The sequence below is a fragment of the Veillonella sp. CHU740 genome (assembly GCF_003992055.1).
Lineage (GTDB): Bacteria > Bacillota > Negativicutes > Veillonellales > Veillonellaceae > F0422.
The window spans coordinates 98337-113511 of sequence record NZ_RQVD01000003.1; the positions used below are offsets into that span (position 1 = coordinate 98337).

Annotated in this window: 9 protein-coding genes; all 9 read left to right on the forward strand. The window is 38.8% G+C overall.

What is annotated here, in order from left to right; all coding sequences use genetic code 11:
- The first annotated feature begins 144 nt into the window (after positions 1 to 144).
- The 9 genes from EO115_RS02740 (at position 145) to trpA (ending at position 14950) form a co-directional block, all read left to right on the forward strand.
- Positions 145 to 5382, forward strand: coding sequence for a TonB-dependent siderophore receptor (locus tag EO115_RS02740; RefSeq protein ID WP_126937455.1), 5238 nt, complete (start codon positions 145 to 147; stop codon positions 5380 to 5382).
- 419 nt (positions 5383 to 5801) lie between these two features.
- Positions 5802 to 6230, forward strand: a complete 429-nt coding sequence (locus tag EO115_RS02745) for a YbaN family protein (RefSeq protein WP_126937456.1) — start codon at positions 5802 to 5804, stop codon at positions 6228 to 6230.
- A gap of 357 nt (positions 6231 to 6587) precedes the next feature.
- The gene (gene aroD, locus EO115_RS02755; protein WP_126937457.1) at positions 6588 to 7343 is read left to right on the forward strand and encodes a type I 3-dehydroquinate dehydratase; all 756 of its coding nucleotides are present in this window, start codon (positions 6588 to 6590) and stop codon (positions 7341 to 7343) included.
- A 628-nt stretch (positions 7344 to 7971) separates the two neighbouring features.
- Positions 7972 to 9435 carry an anthranilate synthase component I gene (gene trpE / locus EO115_RS02760; protein ID WP_126937458.1) on the forward strand — a complete coding sequence of 488 codons (1464 nt, stop codon included), beginning with the start codon at positions 7972 to 7974 and terminating at the stop codon, positions 9433 to 9435.
- Between the two features lies 1 nt (position 9436).
- A complete protein-coding gene (locus EO115_RS02765; RefSeq protein ID WP_126937459.1) occupies positions 9437 to 10015 on the forward strand; it encodes an aminodeoxychorismate/anthranilate synthase component II in 579 nt (192 codons plus the stop codon).
- 132 nt (positions 10016 to 10147) lie between these two features.
- Positions 10148 to 11164, forward strand: coding sequence for an anthranilate phosphoribosyltransferase (gene trpD, locus EO115_RS02770; protein ID WP_126937460.1), 1017 nt, complete (start codon positions 10148 to 10150; stop codon positions 11162 to 11164).
- Between the two features lie 216 nt (positions 11165 to 11380).
- Positions 11381 to 12967 carry an indole-3-glycerol phosphate synthase TrpC gene (trpC, locus tag EO115_RS02775; protein ID WP_126937461.1) on the forward strand — a complete coding sequence of 529 codons (1587 nt, stop codon included), beginning with the start codon at positions 11381 to 11383 and terminating at the stop codon, positions 12965 to 12967.
- An 11-nt stretch (positions 12968 to 12978) separates the two neighbouring features.
- Complete coding sequence (gene trpB, locus EO115_RS02780) at positions 12979 to 14172, forward strand: tryptophan synthase subunit beta (protein WP_126937462.1); 1194 nt, start codon at positions 12979 to 12981, stop codon at positions 14170 to 14172.
- On the forward strand, positions 14165 to 14950 hold the full coding sequence (trpA, locus tag EO115_RS02785; protein ID WP_126937463.1) for a tryptophan synthase subunit alpha: 786 nt from the start codon (positions 14165 to 14167) through the stop codon (positions 14948 to 14950). The genes trpB and trpA overlap by 8 nt, the downstream gene beginning before the upstream one ends.
- Positions 14951 to 15175: the final 225 nt, after the last annotated feature.

Genomic DNA, 15175 nt, shown 5'->3' on the forward strand with positions numbered 1-15175 from the left:
AAATGACCGAAATGGGATATTTGAAACCGTTTTGGAGTAGATATGAATGTCATATTAATATAAAATTAAGAGAAAATGATATTTTTTGTCATTTGTGTTATTTTTGTGTTTTATTTTATTTGATTAAATTGGGAGTAGATTGCAATGACGACATCTCGTAGAAAGCAACAAAAATACTTTATGTTATCCTGTGCTATCGCTACATGGATAGCGTTACCAGGTCTGATGTACTCGAACGCAGTGCAAGCTGAGGGTTCTGTGTATGTAACAGCTGATAGGGCTCATGAAGAAGCAAAGTATAACTCACAACAAGTGAGTATAATTACTAAAAAAGATATTGAAGAGAAACAAGCTAAATCAGTAGAAGATATCATTTTCACTGAAAGTGGCGTTTCTAAAACTGTTGATTCCATGGGTCGTGTAGGTGTATCTATTCGTGGTGCAGAAGCTCGCCATACTTTAATTTTGGTAGATGGACAAGCTGTACTTGGTGACTTAGCTAAATTCAGTGGCGCTGCGGATGAAGTAATGCGTCTTGGTACAGAAAATGTAGAACGTATTGAAATTGTTCAAGGTTCTGCTAGTGCCAAATATGGTGCTGATGCAATTGGTGGTGTGGTGAACATCATCACTAAAAAAGCGGCGAAAAAACCAACTATCCAAATTAATGGTGAAGGCTCTCGTGCTAAAGGTGGGGAAACAGGATTTAAAAACTCCAACTTCTTTTTACGTGCCGACTCTGGTCAAATGGGTAAAGTGCGTGTAGCTATCTCTGGTAGTAAACGTGATATTTTACCTGTATATGCTACGCAAGAAAGAAGAGACACTGGTGATAAATTAGAAGGTGAATTTAAGCCAAATGTACTTCGTTTCTACGGGGACACATCTGATATTGGTTTGAATGCAATTTACGATATTAATAAAGAAAATAATATCCAAGTTCGTTTAAACCGTTATACAGAAGATTTACAACGTGATGTAAAACATAGTACATCTCCATTCGAGCCACAACGTCATTTCAAACGTGATAGCAATCGTAATACGTTGAATATGATTTGGAATGGTCGCGGTGGGGCTAGTGATTGGAAATTAGAGTTGAATCATTCTCGTATTAATGAAAATGATATTTCTTTAATTAACTATACCGGTCGATCCCAATACGAAGGTAAAAATGAATTGAAATATATTGATGATGTAGACCATCGTCAAACTGATGTCCGCTTCAATGCAAATTCTGCTATTGGGGACAAACATACATTGAGTTGGGGGATTGCGCAAACCCATGAAACTGGTTTTGGTAGCCGCTTAAAAAGCTCTCCAAATGTAAAAACACGATATATTGATCCATGGGATTACGATAAAAACTTATTAGTGGCTGGAGTGGACCGTCTAGAGCGTCGCCCTGGTGACAACAGTCTGCGTGTTTATTCACACATTCATGATTTCAAATTTAAACCAAGTAAAGATGGTTTACCAATTTGGGATAAAGATTATGAGTATTATGGAGCTGAAAAAGAAAGTGATGTTCCACCGATTACTTATGAATACTTCCGTGAACATAAATTAGATGACCCTATTAAAACAACAGACCCATCCTCCTGGTATAATAACTTAACAGATTTTGGTGTAGATGATGAACATTGGGCAAAAATTCGCGACTTTAATGATGCATTAAAAAAAGAAAATAACATAAATGGATCATCGGTATATGTAAAATACTTTACACAAGGGGAATCTTTGGATCCAGCAGAACGCGCAAAAGCACCAAAATATAAAGGTGTTAAATTCCTTGAAAAATACCGTGAACGTGAACAACGTATTACAGAAGGGGAAGGCACCATCAATAAAACAAATGTGTACTTATCCGATGCATGGCAAGTCAATAAAGATTTGCTAGTACAACCAACAGTTCGTATTGATAAAAGTAACTTGTTCGGTAGTCATGTATCCTGGAATTTAGGGGCTACCTATAATGTAAACTCCAATGCGCATCGTCGTTTGAAAGTCAATGTAGGTACAGGCTACGCTGAACCAGGCATGGGTGAATTGTGGTATAACTGGCAAATGTTTGGTTCTAACCCAGTAGCACAAGGTGTAGCTAAAATGGGATGGTACTGGGCAGGTAATCCTAACTTGAAACCAGAAATATCCAAAAATATCGACATTAGTTTTGAAGGAGAAGGCAAAAATGACTATGCTCGCTTTGGCATTTTCCAAAACCGTATTACTAACTACATGTCGGTATACTTTACAGGAGAACTACAAGATTGGGCTCCGCAATTATCGAAACAAGATAAATGGATGCAAGCACCAGATTTAATTTATAGCTTTAAAAATATCGGGAAAGCTAGAATTACCGGTGCCCAATTAGAGTGGAAACATAAATTTGGCAATCATTGGAGTACGCGCTTTGGCTGGACTCGTCTACAGGCTTTAAACCAATCTGACCCAACAATGCCTAGACATTTATTAGATCGTCCAACCAATAAAATTGATTTTGGTATTACATACGAAACTAAAAAATGGAATGCACAACTTTGGGCGGACTATTACCATAAAATGTTGGATAGTAATACGCAAAAAAATCGTTCTAACTACTGGATTAGTGGAATTGATTCCGATAGTGCTATTTATAATGTGTCTAATGAATACGAAGAAAAATCCTACGGTACATGGAATGCCATGGTACAACGTAAATTTGGCGATGATTCATTAGTATACTTTGGTGTTAATAATATATTTGATCATCGTGATGATGATAGAGCTACTCAAGCTCGTGTATATCGTTTTGGTGTGAACCTAAAATTCGGTTCTGGTGGTGCACATAAAGATACAAATGCGAAAGCACAAACAATAGGTACAGCGAATAGTAGTACAGGATCCACAACACCGATTTCTCAAACTCAAGTTGATACTGCGTTAGCTAGAGTTAATGGCGATGATATGGGACATAGTCATCACTTCTTTGATCGTCCATTTGATGCAAAAAAAGAAGTAGGTACTCAATTTATTGGTGATTACCGTGCACGCTTAATGGCTCATGGTGGTTCTGAACGTCCTCAGTCTCTATATACAAGTAATTCCTATGTGGGTAGTGCAGAGTACAACTTAAAAGATGAAAGAGAACATGGTTTTGAACAACGTGTTCGCTTTGGTGTAGATGCAAGAATTAACGACCATACGAATGTGAAAGTTCTTGCTAGTGCAAGTGGAACTCATTCCATTGATACAGCAAGCACAACAGTAAATTCTAGAGGCTTAAATAAACAGCGTTTAGAAAACTTAGATGTAACTAGCTCCAAAGGCCGCTGGGACTTCTCTATCGGTCGTTTATCTGAATCTATGGGTACTACAGGTTATTGGTTTAATAAAACATTTGATGGCATTCGTGCTGTTTGGACTGATGACCGTAATCAGTTCCGCACAGGTATTGGTTCCTTCAAAGCAAGCACTGGTATTACAGATTCTGCTTATACCCATAGTACGTACGCTACGTACTTTAGAGCACCAACATTGGATGAATTTATTGGATTAAATAGTCAATTATATAATACATTCAATGAAGGTATGTATGGAAATGAGTGGAAGACTCCGATTGAGGAAAAGGATGGAAAAAGAGTTCCTCAAAAGGGATCTTTTATGGAAAGATACTTAAATGACTTTAAAGGTAAGAACGAAAATCTATTTTTTGTAGAGCAATTGACCGATTTAGAAAATACAATGGCCAACTTATCAGAAGAAGAACGAGCTGCAAAACGTACTGAGATTGTACAGCGTATGGCTGAGATTGTTGGTAAAGCATATCCAGAATTAGCTAACTCTACTCACTTAGCATATAGAACTGAAAAGCCTGGAAAAGTTATAAACATCATGTATGAAGTAGAAGACGCCAATGGTACAAAAGCATACTTAATGGCTCAGATGGATTCTTATACATCTGGTGGAAAATTTACACCATATACTATTAACAAAGATGAAGCAGAAGCCCGAAAAGCTGTTAAAAAAGAGAAAAACGCAATCTTAAAAGAGTTGTATGGTAAATCATTAGAGTCTGTTAATTCAAAATTTGCCGCAAGTTTAGGAGACCCAACTTTATTAAGCAAGGAATATATTGATAAAAATAAAGCTAAGCTTGAAGAAGGATATAAGGCTGCTGCTGAATGGGCTGCGCGTAAACAATGGATTGAAGATAATGAATATTCTTTAGACTCACGTGATGACAAAATAAAATATTTTGATAACTATACTCTTACTGATGATGGATATTATAAGAAAATATCTTCAAGCGCTCCTGAAGCGAAAAAACTTGATAATCCAATTAAAGAATATAAATTTAAAAGAGTTGTGAAAATATTTGAAAAAGGAGACTACGTATCTGGTAAAGGCAGTAAAATGAATGATGTTGATATTGCCGAAACATTAAAATCTGCGAATTTTGCGACAACAACCAGTGATTATACCGAAGGCAAAATGCAGTTTTTCCCAGAACTATATTTGAGAGAATTAATTAGAGTGTTAAAAACTTCTGAACAAGGAAATACTTTGCCTAGGGCAGCTCTCGAAAAAGTAATTGGCAAACCAATCAAAGTGACTGGCTTAAAATTAGAACGTGATGCAATTCCAGCCATCGATAAAGCTATCTTTGCTCAATATAAAACACAAATTAACCCACGGTTAGGTATTCAAGCATGGTTCTTACGTTCCTTGAACAATAATGAACACACAATGCAAGCTGGTCATGCAAAAACTAAGATGGTCACTCATACAGGTATTACCGGGTATAATACAGATTGGGCAGGAGATATCAATCCAGATGATCCAATTTATGGAGATGTAACATCTGAAGTTCCAGATTTAACAAATGACACGTACACAACGAATCGATTAGCAAATATCTTTGCCATCGGTGCACAATATCAATTAGGTCATAATGCGTTACTTTCCTTAGATTATGGTTTGAATCGCAGTGATTTCGGTCGTTATATGAACGGTCATACAAACTTTGATCATGTACGAAATACAGCGGACTTCACTGTGAAAGGTCACTCCATGGGTGGTACTCCACACTTCTGGACAGCTCGTCTAGATATCGGACAATCTGATTACACAAGACCAGGTAGCTGGAATGCGTTTATGGATTACAAATACTTTGCTCATGGTTCCTTCTTTGGTGGCAATGGTACAGGTGCTGTGCCTGATCGTTACTTAGATGGTATCCGCAGCTTTACATTAGGTGGTGGCTATGTTCCTCGTAAAGATTTATTACTAGAAGCATTCTACACATTTGATGCGAAGAGTATTGGACAACGTGATACATTATACGGTGCAGAAAACTTTAAATTAGGTAACTACACTCGTATCCAAGGTACTTACAAATTCTAATATCAAAGAATACAAAATGTTATAGACGTTGGCTGATGGCTATAGGAAGATAGATTAGCTTTTAGTATATAATGTTATACCATAGAGGATAGTTAACGAAATAAGTTAGCTATCCTCTATTACTATACTATGTGCACCAGTATGGAAATATAGGACTACAATATATTAATGGCATGGGATATTTTCTGCGTATCTAAAATTACATTACAATGCAAAAGTAATTCATTTTAAATATAGATTGTATTAGAATGTAAACTTAGGTCAAATTATAGTGAAGATTGCATCCTGATGTATTTTTGTGGCATAACACAACATCCTTTCTTCAGTTTTTGAGGTTCAAAGTATAAGTAAAGAGGATATTACCAAATGTTTAAATATGGAGTAAACGTATCAGAATATATATTATATAGGGGTGACAAGTGAAAGAAACAGTAACAAAAGAGGTACAAGAATCAACGGGTGTGATTCGTTATATTTGGATTGTATTAGGTGCTATTAGCTTTGGCCTAGGGTCGTTGGGAATTGTATTACCTTTATTGCCAACGGTACCGTTTTATTTATTCGCTGTATTTTGTTTTGCTAGAGGTTCTAAACGATTTCATGAGAAGTTTGTAAACTCTAAGCTTTATGCAAACTATGTAGAACCGTTTAAAAATAAAAGTGGCATGCCATTGCGCACTAAAATTAATATTTTGGTGTCCGTGTCAATTTTATTAGGTATTGGTGCTTATGGTATGCGCAATATGCCTGTAGCATTATACGTTATGGGGGCAGTGTGGATAGGCCATGTGATTGCTCTTGCGTTTATTGTGAAAACGGCGCCATCTGAAACGAAAGCAAAGGAATAGTTATTTTAGTAGTAGTGAAAGTTTATCAGGTTTATATACTACTGAATATGAAGTTCATATAAAGATGGAATATTTGTATTAGCCAAATCATGAATGAACTCTCATCGTGATTTGGCTTTTATTGTATTGGGATTATGTGGTATAGTAGTAGCAACGTTTAAATATAACTTACGTCATTGGGTGTACTTGTAGAAAGTTATGTTACAGAATCTATCATTACAATAGATAGTGAGTATTATGAAGTATTCACTAAGGATAATTCAATCTACTTGATGACACATAAATTTATTGTTAAAAAATACTTGTAGTAATACATAGTTGTGTATATGTATAGATTATAATTAGGAGCGGAATACTATGAAACCAAAACAACAACAAGGCCCTATACAAGGAGATCGATGTGGTATCTGCGTTCCTATTGTAGGCCCTAGTATCGAGGAGATTCTTTTACAGGTACAAAAGGCAGTGCAAGCAGAGGTAGATCTCATTGAGTTGCGTCCAGATATGTGGATGAAGAGTTCCAATATATCTGAAGATGAGTATATACCAACAATAGTAAAACTCGTCGAGGAAGTGCATTCCAGATTTGCAGATATGCCTATGCTGTTTACATGGCGCACGTTAGCTGAGGGCGGAGAAACACCGATAAGCAGTGAAAACTATGGCCATTTATTACAAGCTGTTGTGGACCAAGACTTGGTGCAAGCTATTGATGTGGAGTTATTTGCTTATACAGATGCAATTGGTCATATTATAAAACAAGCGTATCAACAAGGGATACAAATGGTGATGAGCTATCATAACTTTCAAAGTACGCCGGATATAGAAATATTACATGTCTATGCAGAACGCATGGTATCTGTGGGTGCACAGGTGATTAAGTTTGCGCTCATGCCAAGTACAAATGATGATGTACTTTCAGTATTGCGACTAACAAAGGAGTTAACGGAACAGTATCCACAGTTACCACGGATTACCATGTCTATGGGACAATTAGGGCGGATGACACGTACTTGTGGAAATGTGTTTGGAAATTGTGTAACCTTTGGCACATTGGGACCAATATCAGCACCTGGGCAGGTAGAGGTGGCGGTTTTAAAACAACTAGTATAAGGTAAAGAATCAATATGATCGTAAAATTGTTTTACAACCACTATACTATGGCATCAAGAAGATTATTTCTGCTATTCTGCATGGTAAGGAGTAGATATGAGATTATTTGCTTTCATGCGGAGTAGTTACGTAGCCATAGGGAGTACTTATGTGGTCATTCTCTTTTATGCTTAGTAGATATATATCTATAGGGAGTATCTATAGGTGATATAGGATATTCCTATAAAAAATATAGAAAAAATGTTAATATTCAGTAGACAAATGTATTTTAGTGTGATAATATTTGATACATAATTTAATACTCGCCTAACAAACCGATGAGGTGGAGATAAAAATAGAACGTGCACTTCCAGAGAGTGGGGGTAGCTGAGAGCCCCGCAGAACGCAGTCTATTAAATGGACCACCGAGGGTATGGGGAACGGACAATTCGTCCTAGTATAGCATAACGTGTCATGAGCGTTAATCGTGAGGGATATGATAGTATCCTGCAAAGGGGAATGCATGCATTCAAACAAGGTGGTACCGCGATTTATATGAATCTTTCTGCGCATTCGTGCAGTTATTTAGCATATGAACTCGTCCTTGACATTTACGTCTAGGGCGAGTTTTTTTATTGCAGGAGGGCTTATGAAACCATCATTAGAAATCGTAAAACAATTAGGACAAGGATATGACATAGTACCGGTGTATGTGGAATTATTATCGGATATTCGTACACCTATCTCCGTACTGAAAGCATTAAAGAAAGTGAGCGCGCACACATTCCTATTGGAAAGTGCAGATAACACGCATCACTGGGGGCGATATTCTTTCTTAGGTTATAATCCATTGTTAGAAGTCACATGCAAAAATCATACGATGACGATCAAAGGAGATATGACACGTACGTTTACATGTCATAATCCAGCGGAAGAGATTAGAAATATATTGAGCCAATATAAAAGTCCTAGAGTAGAAGAATTGCCAACTTTCACAGGTGGATTTGTGGGATACTTCGCCTATGAATACATACGTTACATTGAGCCTACCTTAGATCAACATATTAGTGATACAGATACAAGTATGGTTAACGATGTAGATCTTATGCTCTTCGATAAAGTCATTGCGTTCGACCATTATAAAAATAAAATCTATATCATCGGTCATGTACGTACAGATGATATAGAGCGCAATTACGAGCGTACCCAATTAGAACTACAAGCCTTGGCAGACTTGGTGAAAGATGGCGAAGAAGCTGATATCGAACGTGGTGTACTAGAAAGTGAATTCACATCCGAGTTTACCTCTGAGGAATACCAAGAGGTCGTACGAAAAACGCAACATTACATCACCGAAGGAGATATTTTCCAAGCGGTTGTATCCAACCGTAGAGAAGCTAAATTCAAGGGCAGTTTACTCAATGCGTATCGTGTACTGAGAACGATGAATCCATCTCCGTATATGTTCTATATGAGTGGTAAATCTGTAGAATTAACAGGTGCATCTCCGGAAACATTGGTGAAATTACAAGATAGAAGTGTTTACACTTTCCCTATTGCGGGCACATTACCACGGGGCAAGAATGAAGAGGAAGATAGAGCGCAAGAGGCTAAGTTAAGTAAAGATGAAAAAGAATTGGCAGAACATAACATGTTAGTCGATTTAGGTCGTAATGACATTGGTAAAATCTGTGAGTTCGGGTCCGTTCAAGTGGAAGCGCTACATCAACTTCAACGATTTTCTCATGTTATCCATTTAACAAGTACCGTGAAAGGAACTTTACGAACAGAGTTTGATGCTTTAGATGCTATTGGTGCTACCTTGCCAGCAGGTACTTTATCGGGAGCTCCTAAAATTCGAGCGATTCAGATTTTACAAGAATTAGAGAAAAGCCCACGTGGCGTTTACGGTGGTGCTGTAGGGTACTTAGATTTTTCTGGCAATATGGATGTGTGTATCGGGATTCGTATGGCGATGGCAAAAGAGGGAAGAGTCTTTGTTCGGTCCGGAGGTGGCATTGTGCGAGATAGTGTGCCTGTGAATGAATACAATGAAACTATCCACAAGGCACAATCTATGGTGACAGCCATCACATTGGCACAGGAGGTGTAACATGGTATTACTCATCGATCATTACGATAGTTTTTCTTTCAATATTTATCAATTGATTGGCTCTTTAGTGAAAGATATTAAAGTCATCCGCAGTGATGAAATGACAGTGAAAGAGATTCGAGAGCTTGCACCAGACTGTGTCATCCTTTCACCAGGAACGGGACGACCAAAGGATGCAGGTGTGTACGAAGAATTGCTAGAAACATGCCAAGGGGAGTTTCCTATTTTAGGCATCTGCTTGGGTCATCAGGCTATGGGCGAAGTGTTCGGAGCTACTGTAGGGTATGCAAAAGAAGTGATGCACGGTAAGCAAAGTATGGCTACCCAATGTTATCCATCCATATTATGGAAAGACATCCCAGAAGAGTTCCCAGTAGCACGCTATCACTCCTTAGCAGTCTTAGAAGATACCCTAGGAGATGAATTGGTGGTCACAGCCCGTACATCAGATGGAGAAATCATGGCCATTGAACATAGAACGTACCCGATGTATGGCGTGCAATTCCATCCAGAATCTATATTGACACCGCAGGGAACGCAAATGGTTAAGAATTTCTTAAAGCACTATGGAATTAAGTAAAAGATAGGGTAAGCAATAGAAGATGGAACGATACATCTACCTGTATCTAATACGATTAAAATCTTACTAATAGTGAGATATTGATAGGTAATAAATAGACCAGGTGTGTATCTATACTAGGAGGACACACAGATGATACAACAAGCAATACGTCTCGTTACAGAGGGTCAAGATATGCCGTATGAAGTGGCAAAAGCAACGATGAACGCTATTATGAGTGGAGAGGTACAGGAAGTGCCTATGGCAGCCTTTTTAGGCGGCTTGCAAGCGAAAGGTCCTAGCGTGACAGAGATTACAGCCTTTGCAGAAGTGATGCGAGAAAAAGCAGGTTCTGTACCACATGACAATACGGTGGTAGAAATTGTAGGCACTGGTGGAGATGGTAGTAGTACTTTCAACATTTCTACCACATCGGCCATCTTATTAGCTGCAGCGGGGATTCCTATGGCTAAACATGGGAATCGTAGCGTATCTAGCAAATGCGGTGCTGCTGATGTATTAGAAGCATTGGGTGTGAAACTAGAACTGAATGGGGAACAAAATAGAAAAGTCTTAGAGGAAGCAAATATTTGCTTTATGTTTGCCCCTGTGTACCATGAAGCGATGAAATATGCGGGTCCTGTGCGAAAAGCCATGGGGGTCAGAACGGTATTTAATATCTTAGGACCTTTGGCAAACCCAGCCGGTGCTACGGTAGAGCTCATGGGTGTGTACGATCGGTCCTTAGTGGAACCATTGGCACAGGTCTTATCTAACTTAGGTGTACATCGTGGTGCCGTGGTGTATGGTAGTGATGGGTTAGACGAGATCACAGCTACAGGTACTACGACAGTGTGCGAAATCAATCATGGTACGTTCAAGATCTATGAACTAGATCCTAAGGACTATGGGTTTGACTATGCATTACCTGAGGTCTTAGTCGGTGGTGATGCACAAGAAAATGCGATTATTACTCGTACTTTACTAGAAGGTAAAGATAAGAGTGGACGTGCTACAGCAGTTATATTAAATGCGGGTATGGCCTATTATCTGGCAAAAGATGGGGCAGCGACTTTAGAAGAAGCGTTTAAAAAAGTAGCAGAATTACTGTATTCCGGTGCGGGTGCAGAGGCACTATCAAGATTTGTGAAAGCCTCGCAAAATGCTTAATAGGACATGTTTGTCATTATATTTATCAAGTGGGAGATATCATTTAGGAATAGCAGATTTTAGAGCGTTTTAGGTATCTTGATAACTAAATAGTGCAGATATAGTAATTCCTACCCATATCATTTAGATATATGAATGCTACTAATAGTACTTTGGCATATACATACTATGATAATAAGGTTATTGCAGAATAGTAGGATAGAAATAGAGATAGTTATGATATTAGATAAGATTGTAGCAGCTACTGAAAAACGGGTCTGTGATGCAAAAGCTAACTTACCCTTGTCAGAGTTGCAACAGCAAGTAGAAAGAATGCCTATTACGAAGGATTTTCCTTTTGAACAGGCATTACAAGAGTTAGATTTTAATTTTATATGTGAAGTGAAAAAAGCGTCTCCATCAAAAGGGATAATTGCAGAAGAGTTTCCCTATTTAGAGATAGCTAACGATTATGAAATGGCAGGGGCAGCTGCTATTTCCGTATTGACGGAGCCAGATTTCTTTTTAGGCAGCCCTCAGTATTTACAAGAAATTGCAGAAGCTGTACACATTCCTGTACTTCGGAAAGATTTTATCATTGATGAATACCAAATTTACGAAGCAAAATTATGGGGTGCCTCGGCTATATTATTGATTGTTGCGATCTTGGATGATGATACGATGCGACGCTTTCACGAGCTAGCAGATAGCTTGGGGCTATCCTGTTTAGTAGAAGCTCACGACGAAACAGAAGTGTTGCGAGCCGTGAGTATAGGAGCCCGCATCATTGGAGTGAATAATCGCAATTTAAAAGATTTCACGGTGGATGTGAACAACAGCATTCGCCTACGCAATCTAGTGGATGATTCTGTTATTTTCGTTTCTGAAAGTGGCCTAGACACAGCTGCAGATATTCAGTGTTTACGAGATAACGATATTCATGCTGCCCTGATGGGTGAAAGCTTCATGCGATCTGCGAATAAAGTGGAAAAACTTGCCGAACTATACGGGCCTATTAGACATAATAGTTTTATGGAAAATGACTTAGATCTAGATGTATTAGGAAAGAAAAGAGCATGTAAGGTTGAAGGCTTACCAATATCGGAAGTTACAGATAGAATAGTATTGGAAGCTGACTCTGTTACAGAACAGAGATATGAAGTGAAAGTAAAATTTTGTGGCATAACTCAATTAGACACAGTGCCTGTATTACTAGAGACAGGACCAGATTACGTAGGCTTTGTGTTTGCTCCTAGTAAACGACAAGTGACGGTAGAGCAAGCCCAATTCATTGCAAGAGATTTGCGAGATGGCTTAAAAACTACAAGCGGTGCCAAATGCATCTCATGTGTAGGTGTGTTTGTAAATGAAACGATACCTACTATTGTAGAGATTGCTAAAGCAGTGCCACTTTCAGTAGTGCAATTACATGGAGATGAAACGATAGCCTATATTGAAACATTACGGAATCAATTACAGGAACAACAATTAGAATCCGTTGAGATATGGAAAGCCATACAGGTGCAAGGTAAGGAAGATATGTTGCCATGGGAACAAGCACCTATCGATGGACTTGTGGTTGATGCCTACTCTAAGGAAGAACGTGGTGGCACTGGTAAGACCATCGATTGGTCATTGCTAGAAGGTGTACAGATCCCATACTATCTAGCCGGTGGTATAGGACTACATAATGTAGCGCGCGCCATTCGTAGATTACGGCCCTATGGACTAGATATGAGTAGTAGTCTAGAGACAAATGGACAAAAAGATGCTAAAAAAATGAGCACTATGTCGCAATTAATTAAACAAGTAACAAATAGATGAGGAGATAGAGTATGACAATACATCGCCATGGCTATTTTGGCGAATTTGGTGGTCAATTCATGCCAGAAACGCTAATGAATGCCATCATTGAACTAGAAGACGCCTATGAAACGTATAAACATGACCCTGAATTTATTAAAGAATTAGAAGACTTACATGTGTCGTATACAGGCAGGCCATCTTTGCTATACTTTGCTGAAAAAATGACAAAGGATTTAGGGGGCGCCAAGATTTATTTAAAACGAGAAGACTTAAACCATACGGGTTCTCATAAATTAAATAATGTGCTAGGTCAAATGTTACTAGCAAAACGAATGGGTAAAACGAGAGTAATTGCGGAAACGGGAGCAGGGCAACACGGGGTGGCTACGGCAACAGTGGCAGCTTTGATGGGTATGGAATGTGAAATTTTCATGGGCCAAGAAGACTGTGAACGGCAAGCTCTTAACGTGTATCGCATGGAACTATTAGGTGCAAAAGTACATCCTGTTACCTCTGGTACTGGAACTTTGAAGGATGCTGTATCTGAAGCCATGCGTGAATGGACAAATCGAATTGCAGACACGCATTATGTATTGGGCTCTGTTATGGGAGCGCACCCATTTCCTATGATGGTACGGGACTTTCAGTCCATCATTAGTCGTGAAGCAAGAGAACAAATTCTAGAAAAAGAAGGCAAGCTACCTGCAGCAGTGTTAGCTTGTGTTGGTGGTGGCAGTAATGCTATCGGTATGTTCTATCATTTTATTCCCGATGAAGGAGTACAATTGATTGGTTGTGAAGCGGCAGGTAAAGGCGTTGATACAGAGGAACATGCAGCGACCATGACAAAGGGGACAGTAGGAATTTTCCATGGTATGAAATCCTATTTCTGCCAAAACTCCTATGGACAAATTGCACCAGTATATTCTATTTCTGCAGGCTTAGACTATCCAGGTATTGGACCTGAACATGCATATTTACGCGATAGTGGTCGTGCTGAATATGTGCCTATCACCGATGATGAAGCGGTGGATGCTTTCGAGTATCTATCTCGCACAGAAGGCATTATTCCAGCCATTGAAAGTGCTCATGCCATTGCTCATGCATTGCGGTTGGCTCCTACATTGAGCCCTGATGAGAGTATGATCATCTGCTTATCAGGTCGTGGTGATAAGGACGTAGCAGCTATGGCAAGATATAGAGGGGTGAATTTACATGAATAAGATAACAATAGCGCAGGCTTTCACAAAGAAAGCATTTATCCCTTTTATTACTGCTGGTGACCAAGGGATTACAACAACAGAAAAATACATTCGCACTATGGCAAAGGCTGGAGCCAGTTTAATCGAAATCGGTATTCCTTTTTCTGATCCTGTAGCAGAAGGTCCTGTTATTCAAGCAGCCAGTGAACGCGCTTTATCTATGGGTATCACAACAGATGATATTTTTGAAATGGTTCAACGTTTGCGTACGGGTGATGACGCATTGACGATACCTCTTGTTTTCATGACCTATATGAATCCTATTTATGTGTACGGTGTTGAAAGCTTCATGAAACGCTGCGAAGAAGTGGGCGTCCAAGGGGTGATTGTGCCAGATTGTCCATTTGAAGAAAAACAAGAGTTAGGTAAACAAGCTAAAGAGCATGGAGTATCTGTGATTTCTTTGATTGCCCCCACATCTGAACAGCGCATCAAAGAGATTGCGGCAGATGCAGAAGGATTCGTGTATTGCGTGTCTTCTCTTGGTGTGACGGGTATGCGCAGTGACATAAAGACAGATATTGCAAGTATTATACAACAAATTCGTCAATATACAAATATTCCCGTAGCCGTTGGTTTTGGTATTTCTACGCCAGACCAAGCAAAAGCGATGGCTCATGTGTCTGATGGCGCCATCGTTGGTAGTGCCATTGTGAAACAAATTGGTGAATGGGGCCCAAATGGTGAAGAAAAGTTATATGAGTATATTCGTTCTATGGTTGAAGCTGTAGGTAGCTAATAGTAATGTGTTCTAAAGTAACGTATATGTATTACAGGGTTACTTGGTGATACTATCCTTTATATCCAATTCTGTTATTTACGATGCCTTTTGAATAGCTGTGCAAGAAGTATATCTTGTGCAGCTATTTTGTTTGATTACTATCTATAAGAGGGGGAGTACTGTTTGTCCATAAAATATATATTCTATGTCCTAGTGAAAATAATATGGAAACATAACTTCATA

What these genes read in the sequence shown, in the direction of transcription:
- EO115_RS02740 (WP_126937455.1), top strand. Translation starts at nt 145, where the DNA reads ATGACGACATCTCGTAGAAAGCAACAAAAATACTTTATGTTATCCTGT.
- aroD (WP_126937457.1), top strand. Translation starts at nt 6,588, where the DNA reads ATGAAACCAAAACAACAACAAGGCCCTATACAAGGAGATCGATGTGGT.
- trpE (WP_126937458.1), top strand. Translation starts at nt 7,972, where the DNA reads ATGAAACCATCATTAGAAATCGTAAAACAATTAGGACAAGGATATGAC.
- EO115_RS02765 (WP_126937459.1), top strand. Translation starts at nt 9,437, where the DNA reads ATGGTATTACTCATCGATCATTACGATAGTTTTTCTTTCAATATTTAT.
- trpD (WP_126937460.1), top strand. Translation starts at nt 10,148, where the DNA reads ATGATACAACAAGCAATACGTCTCGTTACAGAGGGTCAAGATATGCCG.
- trpC (WP_126937461.1), top strand. Translation starts at nt 11,381, where the DNA reads ATGATATTAGATAAGATTGTAGCAGCTACTGAAAAACGGGTCTGTGAT.
- trpB (WP_126937462.1), top strand. Translation starts at nt 12,979, where the DNA reads ATGACAATACATCGCCATGGCTATTTTGGCGAATTTGGTGGTCAATTC.
- trpA (WP_126937463.1), top strand. Translation starts at nt 14,165, where the DNA reads ATGAATAAGATAACAATAGCGCAGGCTTTCACAAAGAAAGCATTTATC.